We start from the raw sequence: 15,771 nt of genomic DNA, 5'->3' as shown, positions 1-15,771 counted from the left end.
CGCATTTATCATCGCCAAGCCGCATCCGATCGGCTAAGACGCGGGATAAAATGACGGGAAAGGAAGAGACGAGACCATGGACGCGAACAGCCATTCCCCCAAAGGCATGCCCGAAGCGACGGTGAAATACCGCGCCTATCCCCAGATCAACATTCCCGACCGGACCTGGCCGTCCAAGGTCATCACCAAGGCGCCGGTCTGGTGTTCGGTGGACTTGCGTGACGGCAACCAGGCGCTCGTCGATCCGATGGGCCACGATCGCAAGGCGCGCATGTTCCAGCTGCTGCTGGACATGGGCTTCAAGGAAATCGAGATCGGCTTCCCCTCGGCTTCGCAGACCGACTTTGACTTTGCCCGCTGGTGCATCGAGCAGGGCAATGTGCCCGCCGACGTATCGCTGCAGGTTCTCGTCCAGTGCCGTCCGGAATTGATCACCCGTACCTTCGAAGCGCTGGAAGGCGCCAATAAGCCGATCGTGCATTTCTACAATTCCACCAGCGAATTGCAGCGCCGCGTGGTGTTTGCCAAGGATGTGCAGGGCATCAAGCAGATCGCCGTCGATGCGGCCAAGATGATCAGCGACATGGCCGCCAAGGCCGGTGGTGGCTATCGCTTCGAATATTCGCCGGAGAGCTTCACCGGCACCGAGCTGGATGTTGCTCTGGAGATCTGCAACGCCGTCATCGACGTCATGAAGCCGACGCCTGATAACAAGCTGATCATCAACCTGCCATCGACCGTCGAAATGGCAACGCCGAACATCTATGCCGACCAGATCGAATGGATGTGCCGCAATCTCGATAACAGAGAAAACCTGATCATCTCCCTGCATCCGCACAACGACCGCGGCACTGGCATCGCTGCCGCTGAACTGGCCTTGATGGCCGGCGCCGATCGCGTCGAAGGCACGCTGTTCGGCAATGGCGAGCGTACCGGCAATGTCGACGTCGTCACCATGGCGTTGAACATGTTCACACAGGGTATCGATCCCGAGCTAGATTGCTCCAACATCGAGCGCATGAAGGAAGTCTTCGAATATTCCAACCAGATGGCGATCGGCGAGCGTCACCCTTATGTCGGCGAGCTGGTCTACACCGCTTTCTCCGGCTCGCATCAGGATGCGATCAACAAGGGCATGAAGGCCGCCAAGGTCGCAAATGATCCGGTCTGGGAAGTGCCCTATCTGCCGATCGACCCGCAAGATGTCGGCCGCACCTATGAGGCGATCATCCGCATCAACTCACAGTCCGGCAAGGGCGGCATCGCCTACATCATGCAGCAGGATTACGGCCTGAACCTGCCGCGCAATCTCCAGGTGGAATATCGTGAGGAAATCCAGCGCATCACCGACGAGGAAGGCAAGGAATTGCCCTCCAAGCGCATCTACGAGCATTTCATCGAGCGTTATGTGACGCAGCCGGACGCGCGGATCCGCTTCGTCGATCACCACACCTTCGCCGATCCCGAGCACAAGGGGCAGCGCATCGTCGCGGCAGAGATCACCGATAAGGGCGAGGTGAAGCGCATCGAGGGCAGGGGCAACGGCCCGATTGACGGCTTTATCAACGCGCTCTCGATCTATCTCGGCGTGCCGATGTCGGTGGAGGATTATTCCGAGCACTCGCTCCAGCACGGTTCCAATGCCGCGGCGATCTCCTATGTCGAGGTCTCCTATCCGGGCGGCAAGCTCTTCGGCGCCGGCATCAACACCAACATCGTCGCCGCATCTCTCGAGGCGATCGTCTCGGCGGCGAACCGGGTGCTTGCCATCAAGGCAGCATAAGGCTCAAGTTTAGCTGCAGCTCTGATTTGAAAAGCTCCCTCGATTGTCGAGGGGGCTTTTTGTTGCGCGTCAGTCGGCTGCCGGCTCGTCGTCTTCGATGAATCCGCCGGATTGATGCGACCAGAGCGTCGCGTAGATACCATTTCGGGCGATCAGCTCCGCATGTGTGCCGTCCTCGACGATGCGGCCGTGGTCGAGCACGACGATGCGGTCCATGCGCGCGATGGTCGACAGGCGATGTGCGACGGCGATCACGGTCTTGTCTTCCATGATGCCGTAAAGCGTATCCTGGATTTCGGCTTCCACTTCCGAATCGAGGGCCGAGGTTGCCTCATCGAGCACCAGGATCGGAGCGTCCTTGAGGATGGCACGGGCGATCGCCACGCGTTGCCTCTGGCCGCCGGAAAGCTGGACGCCACGTTCGCCGGCATGGGCATCGAGGCCCGTGCGTCCCTCCTGATCCCGCAATTTTGCGATGAAGTCGCTTGCGGCAGCCTTCTCGGCCGCAGCGAGAATCGCATCCTCCGAAAAGCGGGGATTGCCATGGGCGATATTATCGCGAATGGAGCGGTGAAGAAGCGACGCCTCCTGGCCGACCACGGCAATCTGCCGGCGCAGGCTGTCCTGCGTCACTCGGCGAATATCCTGCCCGTCGATTTCAATGATGCCTGCCTCTGGATCGAAGAAGCGTAGCAGCAGGTTGACCAGGGTCGATTTGCCGGTGCCGGAGCGACCGACGAGGCCGACTTTTTGGCCGGCTGCAATTCGAAGCGAAACGTCGTCCAGCCCGCCATCCCCCTTGCCGTAGTGATGCGTGACCTGCCGGAAGACGATCTCGCCGTTGGTGACGGCAAGCGGCGTTGCGTCAGGCGCGTCGGTAATCGCAAGTGGCTGCGAGACGGTCAACAGTGATTGCCGCATGGCGCCGAGATGGGCAAAGAGCGAGGAAACGGCATCCAGCATCCATTCGGCCATGCCGGTTATGCGAAAGCTCAGTGCCAGGGATGCCGCGATCAGCCCCAGCGGTGCGCCGCCGGACTGCCACAGCACGACCGCATAGCCGACGAGCGCGACGATCAGGAAGCTGCCGAGGAACAGCATGCTCGAATTAACAAGCACTTCGAGCTTCTGCACCCGAACGAATGTTTCGCGCGTTTGAGAGAAACGACGACGGGCTTCTTTGTCTTCCGCCTTTGTATCGGCGAAGAGTTTGATGAGATCGATATTGGCATAGCTGTCCACCAGCATGCCCGTCAGTTCGGCATAGGCTCCCTGATATTGCGCAGAGGCTTTCTGCAGGCGAGGGATGACGTAGGCCATCAGGCCGAGATAGCAGAGCAGCCAGACGGCCAGCGGCCAGATGAGGCGCGGGTCGATCGCGGCCATCAGCCAGAGTGAGCCGGCCACATAAATCGCGACAAAGGAGAGCGTGTGCAGGACCTGATAGGCCGCACCAGTCGCTGCCGTACCTATGTCGCGCACCTGGCTGGCGATACGCCCGGAAAAATCCTGACGAAACCAGCCGATTGATTGTCGAAGGACATGACGGTGAGCCCGCCAGCGGAACAGGGTCTCGGCATTGGGTCGGAATGCGATGTCATCCAGGCTTTCGCGGAGATAGCCGGCAAGCGGCCGTCCGATCAGGACGAGGGCTGCCGCAGCGAGCAGGCCAAACCCTTCGGATGCCCAGAAATCTTCCCGGCGGGCTGCCGCAAGATTATCTACCAGCCGGCTGGAATAGCCGATGAGCCAAATCTCGATGATGGCGCCGATTACAGTCAAGCCGAGGCTCATCGCCATGACTGTGCGAAACGGGCGAAGATTGATTAGGAGATAGCGCCAGGTCTTGGATGATGGTTGCGGCTCGTCATGATCCTGAAATGGATCGGCAAGCTCTTCGAAGCGGCGAAACATGAGTGCCCTCCACGGGCGAATGACAGCAATCTGATGGTCGGGCCGATTAAGCAGCCCTTCACGGCACTGCTTTTCAGCGGTGGTTTCCTGTGCCGTGATTTTTCATCAGAGTGCTCTCCTCATTGGTCGCTGCAACCTCTATAGCGTGTACAGGCGCCGATGTCAGCAGGCAATTCTACCATGATCGTTCGACATAGGGGGCGAGCGCCGTCTGTGCTTACGCGGCCCGCGTCGAGGTCGTCCGACGATGTGTGTCTTAACGGCGTATTTTGCTCAGGCTTTGCCCTTGGCAAGCGCATCGCGCTGCTTCGTCAGACGCTCGAGCTCCTCTTCCTGCTCGGCTATCCGTTCAGACGTCCGCTCTTCGTCGGCGGCGCCGGAAAAGGCTGCTGCCTGCTCGATCAGTTCGCGAAGATTTTCCCTTATCGCCGCGATACGCCGGTCGATTTCCGGAATGGTCAGCAGAACGTCGGACATGTCGAAACTCCAGCAAGAATATCGGACTCGTGCGATTGCCACCGCCCATTATCCATCGACCGGCTGGTAGCCGCAAGCGGCAAAGCGCATGGAAGACCTGTCAGATTTCCGAGGATACCCGGTTGGCGATCTGGTCGAGCATCGCATCCGAGGAGGGGCCGACGATCGCATAGGTCGCGCCGTTGCGATGCCAGGATACGATGCTGATATCGTCCTTGATGGTTTCGCTGAAATCATCGTCGGCAACGCCGTCCGTCTTGGTAAAGCAGATGGCGACGACATCGCCGTCGAGATTCTTGTAGATCAGCTGGCCGACCGGCTTGCCGCCTGCGATGAACATACGCGCGCCCTGGAAGACGAGGCCATCGGGGGCAAGGTCCGGAAAATTGAATTTGACCCCGACCGTGCTCGCCAGCCATTTGGCGATCTCGTCCAGCTGGCTTGCCTGAAGTTCAACCATATGCTGCGGCTGGCGCGAATAGATGCGGTGATAGGCGGCGATATCATCCAGCCAGTTGCGCGTCATAACCTGTGTCGGGATCGCCGGAGGACTTGCCGGGACGTCGGCAGGCTGCATGCCGAAAAGATAACCGATGCCGCCGCCGACGGCGAACAGGATGAGGGCAGCGGCCAGCGATTGCTTGCCCGTAGGCGCGAGCTTCAATGATTGCCGGGTAAGGCGCGGAGAGGGGTCTCGGGTCTTCGGAGGCTGCGCACTCTTGATGGAGCGAACGAGCGCCAGCGGCACCGGTTCCTTCAGAACCTCGTCGAAAGCCTTGCGGCCGACATCGGAGCCGTGCTTCAGCTCATCGAAAATACGCCGTGCATCCGCGTCGGAAGCAATGAGCTTTTCCAGCTCTTCCTTTTCTTCGCGGCTCATCTCACCATCTATGAAGGCGGACAAGCGGACTTCGAGCGGCGTTTTCTTCATGTCTTGCAATGCTTAAAACCTTCGAGGCGAGCGACTATGACCCTGGGAGGCAAGGTAAAGGCGTGCGCTGGAGAGCCTTGACATCACTGCCGACAAAGGGATGCCGAGGACGTCGGCGGCCTGCTTGTAGCTGTGCCCCTCGACGTCGACCAGCAGAAAGACACTGGCAAGTCCTTCTGGCAAAGATGTGACGAGGCGATGCGCTTCACCGGCTTCTACAAGATTTAAATGGGTGCCGGATACCGGCTCACCCTGTTCCAGTGCATTGCCCTTTGCAGCCGGGCGCAGCTTGTGACGTCGTGTTTCGTCGACCCATTGGTGCCGGGCCATGGTATAGAGCCAGCTTTCCAGCTTGCCGCCGCTGTTCCAGAGATGGAACTTGGCTATGCCGCGCTGACAGACGTTTTGGACAAGCTCGTCTGCCTCTGCCAGATCACCGGTCAGCGTCACGGCAAAGCGGCGAAGCTTCGGAAGAAGGCCGACCAGATCGCGTCTGATATCAATGGCTGCTACCGGCGTTGGCATGATCGTTCCAGGAAGGCGTTGGAGGTTGTTACATCGACAATTTGCTTCCGCGATGGGCAGCCTTCCCCGTAAGAAAGGTGATGCGAGCGGAATAATCGTCCTGTGTTGGTATGAACCATTTCTGTGCCGTTTCGCAAGTCTTCAAAAAGCGCCCGCGCGTTTGACTGTCATTCTTACCGCGGTGATCCCACAATGTATCGAGCCGCACTGTCCCGATGCTGGCCCAAGCCTTCCGAGATGCAGCAACCAGGCTGGATACAAGCCCCGAAAGCCGGCATGCGGCGCTCCCTGTCACGACCTCAAAATCCGTCCCGCACCTCGGAATTTCAACGGTTCGATTGTAGCTCCGTATCTTAGAAAACGCTATCGAAACGATGCGGACCGCGACGCTAAAAGGCTCGTCATGTCGCCAGAATATCGAAGCCTTCGGGATCGACGCCGCTGCCATTATCGTTGAGGCTGTAGCGTTCCGCCTTCAGCTCCCAGGCGCCCGGACGGCCGGCGATGGTGAAGAGATTATAAGCAGCGCGCGGCTTCAATCCACCGACGCCTTGCGATGCGGAGGCGATCCCGACGACGGGAACGGGACCCGTGTGGCCGCGCAGCCAATGCAAGGTGTTGAGGTGTGTATGGCCATGCAGGACAAGTTCGGCGCCGCCGGTCGAGATGACGGCTGCAAAACGGCGAATGCCGATCATCCGCTTGTAGAAGCTGGTTGCACCCCGAATCGGCGGGTGATGGATCATGACGACGCGAAAGAGCCCGGCATCCCCGGCTGCGCGCAGGATGTTCACCGTCTCGCGCGCCTGGCGCGAGGAGTAGAAGCCGCTTGCGGCAAAGGGCGGGGTGGCGACGGCTGTGGAGCATCCCACAAGCGCGACCTGCCCGCGGATACGCAGATAGGGGAAAATGCGCTGGTCTTCCTGCCATTCGGCGGGCGCACGATCGCCTTTGACATACGGATACCAGGAGCGCATGGCCTTTTCGTAGGCGCCGGGCACATAGGCATCGTGATTGCCGGGGACGACTGAGGTGTGGAGGGGATCGCCGACGGTCTTCAACCATTCGGCTGCTGTCTGGATCTCCATGCCGCTCGCGAGATTGACGAGATCGCCAGTTACGGCCAGATGATCGGCCTGTTTCGCCTTGATGTCGTCAAGAAGCAGGTCGAGCGTATCGCCAAAAAGATGCTTGCGCCGGTTCCGGTGCCAGTTCACAAATCCGGTAATGCGTTTGGAGGCGAGTTCTCTGATCGAAAGACGTGGCAGCGGACCAAGGTGAACATCGGAAATATGCGCGAGCTTGAACATGGGATGAGACATAGCCCACTCTATTGTCAAAACAAATACATCCCCAGTCCGATTACAGATCGAGATGCCGGGGTTCAGGCATGAGCGAAGACAACCGACGCGATGAAAGGCAGAGTTTAGCGGTGCGTTTGTTCGGTCGCGCGCTGCATGTCTATTTCGTGCTGACCCGCAGCATGACAATCGGCGTGCGCGCTGCCTGCTTTGATCGCGAAGGGCGGATTTTTCTCGTTCGGCATTCCTATATCGCTGGCTGGCACATGCCCGGCGGCGGCGTCGAACGCCATGAGACGGTGGAGCAGGCGCTCGAAAAGGAGCTGCGCGAGGAGGGCAATCTGGTGATCTCGGGCAGGCCGCAGCTCTTCCACGTCTATTTCAACAATCGCACCAGCAGGCGCGACCACGTGGTTTTCTTCCGAGTCGAGGTCACGCAAACCAGCCCGCGCAAGCCGGACCGTGAAATCGTCGAGAGCGGGTTCTTCGCGATCGATGCGTTGCCGCCGGGTACGACGAAAGCAACTTACCGTCGGCTTAGAGAGCTGGAAGGAGCGGAGGCTCCCTCCAGCTATTGGTAGCTGCTGGCCTCTGGATCAAGCCGCCTTTGCCAGCCGCTCCCGGCCATGCGGGCGATCGAAGTCGAGTTTAGGGCCGGCCGGCACAATCCCCGTGGGATTGATGGTCTTGTGGCTGCCATAGTAGTGTTTCTTGATGTGCTCGATATCGACCGTTTCGGCAATGCCGGCGATCTGATAGAGATCCCCGAGATAGGCCGAGAGGTTGGCATAGTCGGCGATGCGGCGGATGTTGCATTTGAAATGGCCGACATAGACCGCGTCGAAGCGGACGAGCGTCGTGAACAGGCGCCAGTCGGCCTCCGTCAGCCGATCTCCAAGCAGGTAACGTTGCGTCGCCAGCCGGTCGTCCAGCATGTCGAGGGTTTCGAAGACTCGAAGTGCATTTTCCGCATAGGCTTCCTGCGTCGTGGCAAAGCCCGCCTTGTAGACGCCGTTGTTGACCGTGTCGTAGATGCGTTCATTCAGAGCATCGATCTCGCCGCGAAGGTCGGCGGGATAAAAATCGGCCTTTGAGCCGGTCAGGCCATCGAAGGCGGTATTGAACATGCGGATGATTTCGGCGGATTCGTTGCTGACGATCGTGCCGGTCTGCTTGTCCCATAGAACCGGAACGGTCACTCGGCCGGAATAATGCGGATCGGCCTTGACGTAGATTTCCCAGAGCGCCTTGGCACCGAAAAGATGGTCGCTGGTGCCGCCGTCCTTCCCGTTGAGCTCCCAACCATTTTCCAGCATCAGCGGATCGACGATCGAGACCGAGATCAGATCCTCGAGCTTCTTCAGCTTGCGGAAGATGAGAGTCCGATGCGCCCAGGGGCAGGCGAGCGAGACGTAAAGATGGTAGCGTCCGGCTTCCGCCTTGAAGCCGCCCGTACCAGTCGGGCCGGGGCTGCCATCTGCAGTCACCCAGTTTCGAAATTGCGACGCGGCGCGCTTGAAATGGCCCTTCGTCCCTTTGGTGTCGTACCAGACGTCATGCCAGACGCCGTCTACCAATATGCCCATTGCTCGATCCTTTCGGAGGTGCTGGCGAAAACTGGTTGTGAACATACGGCATGCCGGCCGGATTTCGAGGCGGCAAATGATGAACACTGCGTTGCATCCGTTGCGGAAGGCTCACCCCTTGGCACCGGCGATGGAATAGACATGATGCGGACATGATCGTGCATCAATAGATGGCAGGATGCATTTTGCATTGGACGCGCCGAATATTTCCTGCTATCCGGCTTTTCACACTTTAAGGACCCCTTGGCATGAAAGTAACCAGAAGCCTGCGACGACGCCGATGATCTTGAACGCTCGATGAGCGCTTTCGGGAATAATATCGTCCGTCTATCTGGTTTTCTTGGGCTAATGTACAAGCACGATCTGGTCTACCTCACCGAGGATGCGTCGCACGACGCTGCTATCGAACTCATCAATGAAGAAGCTTTCGGTCCGGGGCGGTTTACCCGCGCCGCTGCTCGTATTCGCGAACAGGGGCCGCATGATCGGTCGCTGTCCTTCATCTGCGCCGACGACGGCGAGACGATCGCCTCCGTGCGGATGACGCCGGTGCTGGCCGGATCGGTCAAGGGACATCTGCTCGGCCCGCTTGCGGTACGCCCCTCGCACAAGAACAAGGGCATAGGCCGCGAGCTCGTGCGGATCGCGGTGGCCGCTGCCAAGCGCAAGGGATCGGAAGCCGTCATCCTCATCGGCGACCCGCCTTATTATTGCCCGCTCGGTTTCGAGAAGGTCACCTATAACGCGCTGACTTTCCCAGGCCCCGTCGATCCCAACCGGGTGCTGGTCGTGCCGATTGCCGGGGATACGCATGCGCGGCTGCACGGTTCGATCATCTGGCGCGATGATTCCGCTTCGGCGAGCGAAGCCGAAGACGACGATCTGGACGATGTCGTGCAGCTCACTGCGATTGCGGTCTAGAGCGGTTTCGCGGAAACGCAAAACCGCTGCGCACTTTTCCTGGAATTGCTCTAAGGCGCTATCACCGAAAGATTGCCCCGCTTGAATTTCAGCGGGGCGACAACTTCTTCTGCAGAAAGAAACGGCTTCGACCGACTGGGAAATCCGGCAGTTCGCCGAAGACCACATAGCCTTGCCGCTGATAGGCTTTCAACGCCTGGGGGTTGAAGGTATCGATCCAGGCACCGAAGCAGCCGCGCGTGCTTGCCTCCGTTTCCGCCGCATCCAGCAGCTTTCCGGCCATGCCTTGGCCACGCAGGGTTTCCGGCACGAAGAGCCATTGCGTAAACAGCCATCCCCAAGCGGTGTAGCCGGAGATGCCGCCTATGGTTTTGCCGGCATCGTCGCGGATCAAAACCGCGAGGGATTGCCGACCGGACGGGCCGACGTCTTCGGTGTTGAAAGCCGTCAAGCCTGCGCTGATGGCCGCGAGTTCGCTTTCCGATGGTGTATCGGTCACTTCGATCTTCATCATATTCACCGTCCTTCGCGCCACCATGTGGCGGAGAAGGCAAAGAGGAGGGCGGCAAGGCCGGCAAAGCCCGCAAAGAGCGGCAGGGTATTGATCCCCTTCAGCACGGTTTCGTCAGTCATGCGGATTGTCAGGCGCTGCCCATCGGCGACACGCACGGCACCGCGCACCGGCAGGACCTGCGGCACCACGACGCTGCCGTTAGTGCCGGCAACGCGGGTTACGAGACCCTTGGTCTTCTGTGCCAGCGGCTTCAGCGTCTCGGTGGTCGAGATCATCGCCTTGAATTCCGGAGCGTCGATGGCGCCGATATGAACCAGTGTCGACAGATTGCCGTTGGCGATCTGGTAGAGGCCGATCTCATTCATATGTTTCTCGGCCTGATAGAGACCCGGTTGCGTCTGCTTCAGCGGCAAGGTCTCGCTCTGGCCCGATGGCGTTTTGATCGTGACCGGGCCGGGATCGTCGCCGATCGTCTGGCGCGTCACCTGCAGCGTGCGTCCGGCGGCATTCGCGGTCAGGGCTTCTTCCTCCAGCGCCGGCTCCTTCAGCAGCCAGTGGGCAATACGGCGGTAGAGTGACACATGCGGGCCGCCGCCCTCGAAGCCGCGCGCCCAGAGCCAGCCTTCGTCCGAGAGCAGCATGGCGACGCGGCCCTGGCCGACGCGGTTCAGCACCAGCAGCGGACTATTGTCGGCGCCGACCATCACGGTCTGGCCTTGCGGCTTCTCGACATCGACACTGCGGAACCAGCGGCCCCAATGCGGCGGCTCGGTGTCGGAACCATCCAGGCCGCGTGTCACAGGGTGCTTTTTGCCCTGATCCGAGAGGCGCGGATAAAAGGCCTTCTCAATCATCTGACCGGTCGGCTCCGCTGGCAGCACCGAGGCAAGCGGCGTCAACGCGATTGAGCTACCGCCGGCATGTTCGGGACCGGCCGCGACCAGCAGAGCGCCGCCGTTTTCGACATACTGCGCCATGTAATCATAATAGATCGTCGGCAGGACGTTCTGACGGTCCTGATAGCGATCGAAGATGATCAGGTCGAACGAGCTGATCTTGTCGACGAAAAGCTCGCGTGTCGGGAAGGCGATCAGCGACAGTTCGTTGATCGGCGTGCCGTCCTGCTTGTCCGGCGGGCGCAGGATGGTGAAATGCACGAGATCGACGGATGCGTCCGATTTCAGAAGATTGCGCCAGGCGCGCTCGCCGGCATGCGGTTCACCCGAAACAAGGAGGACGCGCATGTTCTGGCGTATGCCTTCGATCAACTGGACCGTTTGATTATTGATGGCCGTGACTTCGCCCGGCACCTCGGCGACGGCGAATTCGAGAACGTTGTTGCCGGCGCGGGGCACCTTGAAGCTGAAGGGGGTGTCCTGACCGGGCGTTGCCTGCAGGCTTGCGATCTCGTCGCCATTCATCTTGACCGTCACCGCTGCGGTGCCGCCCGGGCTCTTGCCATCATCGACGACCCGGAAGACGAGCTGCTGTTCATCGTTGACGATACCGAAGCGAGGCGCGCGCACGATCTCGATGCGGCGGTCGAATTCATCCGGCTTCCCCGTGATCAGCCCGTGGATCGGCGCGTCGAAACCGAGCTGCTGATTGACGCCGGGGATATCGTGAATCTGGCCGTCGGTCAGGAAGATGGCGCCGCCGATGCGGGCTGGCGGCACGTCCGCGATGGCGGAGGAGAGGGCAGAGAAAAGCCGTGTCGACGGCGAATCCGATTCCGCGGGATCGCGGAACTCGACGATGCGGGGCTCGATGCGCGGGAATTGCGCGAGCCGATCCTTGAGCATTGCCAGGGCTTGATCCGTCATCTTAGCGCGTTCAGGCGTCTGCTGGCTGAGGCTGCGATCGACGACGACAGGAACGATCGTCGTCAGCGGATCGCGATCCTCCTGCATCAGCACCGGATTGGCGAGTGCCGTCAGCAAGGCTATGCCCGCCAAGGCACGAATCCAGCCACCGCGCAGACGCCTGTAGATGGCAAGCGCAGCGATGGCGAGCGTCAGCACCGCCAAAGCGGCCAGCACGGGCCAAGGAAGGAAAGGGGCAAAACCGATATTCATATTATTGCCCCAAGCGCTGCAGGATATCGGGAACGTGGACCTGATCGGACTTATAGTTTCCGGTCAGCATGTACATCATGATGTTGACGCCCGTGCGGTAGGCATATTCGCGTTGGGTCTCGTCCGAGGGCACGGTCGGCAGCAGCGGCGAACCATTGTCATCCACGGCCCAGGCGCCAGCAAAGTCATTGCCCGTGATCATGATCGGCGTCACGCCATCGGACGTGGCGACGGCATTTGCGTCGCGACGCGCATCCTGACGCGCCTCCACCCAGAGCGGGCTGTCGGCATAGCGGCCGGGGAAGCTTGACAGCAGGTAGAAGGATTTGGTCAGCACATGCCCGGCCGGCACCGGCTCCAGGGGAGGGATATCGAGATTGGCGAGAATCTGCTGCAGCCGTTGGCCGTTCGGGCTCGGCGACGAAGTGTCGCCCATCGTGTCGATCGCGTCGCGCGTGTCGAAGAGCACAGTGCCGCCATTACGCATATAGGCATCGATGCGGTTGATGGCGTCGTTGGACGGCATCGGCGCCGTCGCTGAAATCGGCCAGTAGATAAGCGGGTAAAAGGCGAGCTCATCCTTGGCAGGATCCACGCCCACCGGCGGGCCGGGCTCGAGCGTCGTGCGATAGGTGAGGTAATCGGATAGGCCGGCAAGCCCGCGTTCCGAAACGTGATCGACGTCCGTTTCGCCAGTGACGACATAGGCAAGATGTGTCTTGTCCAACCGCGAGAAGATGGCGTCATCGCCCGGTTTGGAATCGTCGGCGGACGCACCTGTCGGATGAAGGAGCATGGCGAGCGAGGCGGCCAGCATCAGCATCGCTGCGCCGCCCGCAATCGTCTTGGCTGATCTGCCCAGGCGTGGGAAGGCGCCGTTCATGAACAGCACGATGATGCTGTCGGCCAGCAGGATGAGGAAGGCGAGGGTGAAGAGGATCGGCTTTGCCGACCATGCTTCGCCGCCGATAAGGCCCTCGTGTGCGATCGCACCGGCTGCGGAAGCATCCAGCGGCTTGAGTGCTGCGCCGCTCGGCAAGGTGTTGAGCGCGCTGAAGCCCTCTTCGGAGCCATAGAGGCCGGGCGGGTTGTCGAAGCTGGCGACTGCGGCTCCATTGCTGCGCGGCTCCAGCGGGCGGGCGCTGCCGATCTCGCTGGTGAGCACGCCCTTGGCGGTCAAAAGCCGAAAAGGCGGCATGGCTTCACTGGCCTTCGCTGCAGCCCCTTCCGCCGAGGCGACGCCGCCGGCGCGCGATAGCTGCACGATCCGGCGCAGCATTTCGACGAAATCACCCGATATGGGCAGATCGGACCATTGTGGCTCGGCGCTGACATGGAAGAGCACGATGCGGCCGGCCTGCATCTGCTTTTCGGTCACCAGCGGCGTGCCGTCGGCAAGGCTTGCCCAGGTGCGCTCGGCCAGATCCGGCGTCGGCTCGGCCAGGACCTGCCGCTTGATCAGCACATCCTTCGGCTTCGGCATGCCGGCGAAGGGGCCGAAGGACGGGAAATCGGCGAGCGGTTGTGGCTCGGCCCAGGAAAGGGCGCCGCCGAAGGTGCGCTCGCCCTGCCGCAACGTCACGGGAACCAAGGGGTCATCGGCAGGTGCGCCCGCCAGGCGTGGTCCGGCGAAGCGGACGAGCGTGCCGCCATTCTGGATCCACTTCTCCAGCGGCGCATAGGTTTCCTGCGGCAGGCGGCCGACATCGGCCATGATGATGACCGAGGGATTGCCGGCGAGCAGTTCGGGAATCGATTTTGCCAGATCGGCGCTGTTTGGCTGCGTCAGGTCTGCATAAGGCTGAAGCGCGCGCTGGATATAGTAGAGCGGCGACAGAATCGGCTGGAATTCGTCCGCGGCCTGACCGGATAGGAGCGCCACGCGGCGGCGGCGGAAACCATCGTCGAGCAGATAGACGCTGCCAGCGCTTGCCTGGCGGTCTACGCTGATGCGGGCGAAATCATTGCGCATTTCGAAAGGGGCGGCTATCGAACCGGTCGCAACCGTCTGCCCGCCCGCGAAGTCAAGCGAACCGGCGGCAAGCGGCCGTCCTTGATTGTCCTGCGCGGTCAGGCCAAGGCGCATCGGGCCGGTGCCGTTCAGCCGCGTTGCCGTGACGGTCATGTTGCTGGCGGTATTGGCAGCGCCGGTGAGCGCGACAATGTCCTGGCCATTGCCTTCGATCAGCCGCAGCTCGCTTGGCTGCAGAGCGGCGAGCCGGCTGATAATATCGTCGTTGTCCTTGCTCTCGATGCCATCGGAGATGAAGGCGATCGTGCCGGGCTTGCTGCCGTTGAGTGCCGCCTTCACGGCGTCGGCTGCACGTTGGCGATCCGGCACCAGCGGCCTCGGGTTCATCGCATGCAGCTTGTCGCGGGCCGATGTTGCCGCGCCCGGTGTCGCGTCATTGCCCTGTTCGGCGGTGAAGGCGATCGAGACCGGAATCCCCTTGGCGTCGGCATCGTCGATCAGCGCGTCGGCGGTGCGCACCCGGCGCTCCCAGTCAGAGACGCTCGCCCAGCTATTGTCGATCATCAGCACCAGCGGACCGCTGCTCGACAGCGTGTTGGTGCGCGGGTTGAACATCGGATTGGCAATGGCGAGAATGACCAGCGCGGCTAGCAGCATGCGCAGCAGCGTCAGCCACCAGGGGCTTCGCGCCGGCGTTTCCTCGCGCTTCAGGATGCTCGCCAGGATGCGGAGCGGCGGGAAGACTTCCGTCCGCGGCTGCGGCGGGGTCAATCGCAGCAGCCACCAGATCGCCGGGAGCAGAATGAGCGCCGCGAGAATGGCCGGCGATGCGAAGGCGAAGGAAAGACCGCTCATGGCTGCCCTCCGGACGCGACCCTGGCAGGCATGCCTGAGAGATACATGTGCACGGCGACCAGCGCTTCCGAAGCCAGCCGGTCGGTGCGGTGGCTGACGAAGGTCCAGCCGAGATGGCGCAGCGACTGGCCGAGATTTTCGCGGCGGGCGAGATAGGCGCGCTGATAGTCGTCCCGCAGGTTTTCCGCGCGGCCGGCGATCAGCTTCGAGCCCGTTTCGGGATCGCTGAATTCGGTGCGTCCGCTATAGGGAAAGAGTTCTTCGGCGGGGTCGGCAATTTCGATCACATGACCGCGTAGCCCCCGGCGGGCCAGTGGTCCGATCCTGCCCATGACGCTGTCGGCATCATCAAGAAAATCGCCGATCAGCACGATATCGCTCCAGCCGCGGATCATCGCCGTCTGTGGCAGGCCGCCTTCGAGCGGCGTGTGCATGAGGGCGGCGGCCAGACGTTCGGCTGCGTTGCGGGTCGATACCGGTTCCATGACGCCGGGGCAGCCGATGCGCTCCCCCGAGCGGGACAGGATTTCCGCCAACGCCAGCATGATGACAAGCGCGCGGCCTTCCTTGGAGGCATGGCCATAGGTTGATTTATACATCATGGATGGCGACAGATCGGCCCAGAGCCAGATCGTGTGCGCGGCTTCCCATTCATGATCGCGGATATAGGTATGATCGTCGCGGGCAGAGCGGCGCCAGTCGATGCGCGACAGGCTCTCGCCTTCGGTATAGGGGCGGAATTGCCAGAAATTCTCGCCGATGCCGCGCTTGCGGCGGCCGTGCCATCCGGCAATGACCGTGTTGGCGATGCGCTTGGCTTCGACGAGGCAATCCGGCACGAGGGCGGCACGACTACGGGCTCGGGAGAGGGCATCATTGCCTGAGGTCGGTCTGACGGTCTGTCCGATGGATGCCAC

Annotated in this window: 13 protein-coding genes; 3 read left to right on the top strand and 10 right to left on the bottom strand. The window is 61.2% G+C overall.

Annotated elements, in window-relative coordinates; genetic code table 11:
* Nucleotides 1-76: 76 nt before the first annotated feature.
* Nucleotides 77-1,783: a 2-isopropylmalate synthase gene (gene leuA / locus GA0061100_RS03060; RefSeq protein ID WP_075851121.1), complete on the top strand. Its 1,707-nt coding sequence runs from the start codon at nucleotides 77-79 to the stop codon at nucleotides 1,781-1,783.
* 69 nt (nucleotides 1,784-1,852) lie between these two features.
* Here the strand turns inward: leuA and GA0061100_RS03055 are convergent, their stop codons facing one another.
* The 5 genes from GA0061100_RS03055 to GA0061100_RS03035 all read right to left on the bottom strand — a co-directional run bounded on the left by GA0061100_RS03055 (nucleotide 1,853) and on the right by GA0061100_RS03035 (nucleotide 6,970).
* The gene (locus GA0061100_RS03055; RefSeq protein ID WP_075851120.1) at nucleotides 1,853-3,697 is read right to left on the bottom strand and encodes an ABC transporter ATP-binding protein; all 1,845 of its coding nucleotides are present in this window, start codon (nucleotides 3,695-3,697) and stop codon (nucleotides 1,853-1,855) included.
* 273 nt (nucleotides 3,698-3,970) lie between these two features.
* A complete protein-coding gene (locus GA0061100_RS03050; protein WP_075851119.1) occupies nucleotides 3,971-4,174 on the bottom strand; it encodes a hypothetical protein in 204 nt (67 codons plus the stop codon).
* Between the two features lie 100 nt (nucleotides 4,175-4,274).
* Nucleotides 4,275-5,114, bottom strand: a complete 840-nt coding sequence (locus GA0061100_RS03045) for an anti-sigma factor (protein ID WP_075851118.1) — start codon at nucleotides 5,112-5,114, stop codon at nucleotides 4,275-4,277.
* A 3-nt stretch (nucleotides 5,115-5,117) separates the two neighbouring features.
* A complete protein-coding gene (locus GA0061100_RS03040) occupies nucleotides 5,118-5,630 on the bottom strand; it encodes an RNA polymerase sigma factor (RefSeq protein WP_075851117.1) in 513 nt (170 codons plus the stop codon).
* A 401-nt stretch (nucleotides 5,631-6,031) separates the two neighbouring features.
* On the bottom strand, nucleotides 6,032-6,970 hold the full coding sequence (locus tag GA0061100_RS03035) for a metallophosphoesterase family protein (RefSeq protein WP_075851116.1): 939 nt from the start codon (nucleotides 6,968-6,970) through the stop codon (nucleotides 6,032-6,034).
* 50 nt (nucleotides 6,971-7,020) lie between these two features.
* Between GA0061100_RS03035 and GA0061100_RS03030 the strand changes: the two genes are divergently transcribed.
* Nucleotides 7,021-7,512, top strand: a complete 492-nt coding sequence (locus tag GA0061100_RS03030; RefSeq protein WP_075851115.1) for an NUDIX domain-containing protein — start codon at nucleotides 7,021-7,023, stop codon at nucleotides 7,510-7,512.
* 15 nt (nucleotides 7,513-7,527) lie between these two features.
* On the opposite strand, the gene GA0061100_RS03025 is transcribed toward GA0061100_RS03030, so the two are convergent.
* Complete coding sequence (locus tag GA0061100_RS03025) at nucleotides 7,528-8,517, bottom strand: glutathione S-transferase family protein (RefSeq protein ID WP_075851114.1); 990 nt, start codon at nucleotides 8,515-8,517, stop codon at nucleotides 7,528-7,530.
* Between the two features lie 348 nt (nucleotides 8,518-8,865).
* Between GA0061100_RS03025 and GA0061100_RS03020 the strand changes: the two genes are divergently transcribed.
* Nucleotides 8,866-9,438: a GNAT family N-acetyltransferase gene (locus tag GA0061100_RS03020; RefSeq protein WP_075851113.1), complete on the top strand. Its 573-nt coding sequence runs from the start codon at nucleotides 8,866-8,868 to the stop codon at nucleotides 9,436-9,438.
* Between the two features lie 88 nt (nucleotides 9,439-9,526).
* Here the strand turns inward: GA0061100_RS03020 and GA0061100_RS03015 are convergent, their stop codons facing one another.
* Genes GA0061100_RS03015 through GA0061100_RS03000 form a run of 4 tightly spaced genes read right to left on the bottom strand, consistent with a single transcriptional unit; the run spans nucleotide 9,527 to nucleotide 15,771 of the window.
* Nucleotides 9,527-9,952: a GNAT family N-acetyltransferase gene (locus GA0061100_RS03015; RefSeq protein ID WP_075851112.1), complete on the bottom strand. Its 426-nt coding sequence runs from the start codon at nucleotides 9,950-9,952 to the stop codon at nucleotides 9,527-9,529.
* 2 nt (nucleotides 9,953-9,954) lie between these two features.
* Nucleotides 9,955-12,027, bottom strand: a complete 2,073-nt coding sequence (locus GA0061100_RS03010; RefSeq protein ID WP_075851111.1) for a hypothetical protein — start codon at nucleotides 12,025-12,027, stop codon at nucleotides 9,955-9,957.
* Between the two features lies 1 nt (nucleotide 12,028).
* A complete protein-coding gene (locus GA0061100_RS03005; RefSeq protein ID WP_075851110.1) occupies nucleotides 12,029-14,854 on the bottom strand; it encodes a DUF4159 domain-containing protein in 2,826 nt (941 codons plus the stop codon).
* On the bottom strand, nucleotides 14,851-15,771 hold the full coding sequence (locus tag GA0061100_RS03000) for a DUF58 domain-containing protein (protein WP_075851109.1): 921 nt from the start codon (nucleotides 15,769-15,771) through the stop codon (nucleotides 14,851-14,853). Before GA0061100_RS03000 ends, GA0061100_RS03005 begins: the two co-directional genes overlap by 4 nt.

The sequence above is a fragment of the Martinezella hainanensis genome (assembly GCF_900094555.1).
In the GTDB taxonomy this organism is placed as follows: Bacteria; Pseudomonadota; Alphaproteobacteria; order Rhizobiales; family Rhizobiaceae; genus Rhizobium; species Rhizobium hainanense.
The sequence above is the reverse complement of the archived record's forward strand: the minus strand, read 5'-3'. Positions and strand labels throughout refer to the sequence as shown.

Coding starts and splice junctions, on each gene's coding strand:
- leuA (WP_075851121.1), top strand. CDS start 77: ATGGACGCGAACAGCCATTCCCCCAAAGGCATGCCCGAAGCGACGGTG.
- GA0061100_RS03030 (WP_075851115.1), top strand. CDS start 7,021: ATGAGCGAAGACAACCGACGCGATGAAAGGCAGAGTTTAGCGGTGCGT.
- GA0061100_RS03055 (WP_075851120.1), bottom strand. CDS start 3,697: ATGTTTCGCCGCTTCGAAGAGCTTGCCGATCCATTTCAGGATCATGAC.
- GA0061100_RS03050 (WP_075851119.1), bottom strand. CDS start 4,174: ATGTCCGACGTTCTGCTGACCATTCCGGAAATCGACCGGCGTATCGCG.
- GA0061100_RS03040 (WP_075851117.1), bottom strand. CDS start 5,630: ATGCCAACGCCGGTAGCAGCCATTGATATCAGACGCGATCTGGTCGGC.
- GA0061100_RS03010 (WP_075851111.1), bottom strand. CDS start 12,027: ATGAATATCGGTTTTGCCCCTTTCCTTCCTTGGCCCGTGCTGGCCGCT.
- GA0061100_RS03025 (WP_075851114.1), bottom strand. CDS start 8,517: ATGGGCATATTGGTAGACGGCGTCTGGCATGACGTCTGGTACGACACC.
- GA0061100_RS03005 (WP_075851110.1), bottom strand. CDS start 14,854: ATGAGCGGTCTTTCCTTCGCCTTCGCATCGCCGGCCATTCTCGCGGCG.
- GA0061100_RS03015 (WP_075851112.1), bottom strand. CDS start 9,952: ATGATGAAGATCGAAGTGACCGATACACCATCGGAAAGCGAACTCGCG.
- GA0061100_RS03020 (WP_075851113.1), top strand. CDS start 8,866: ATGTACAAGCACGATCTGGTCTACCTCACCGAGGATGCGTCGCACGAC.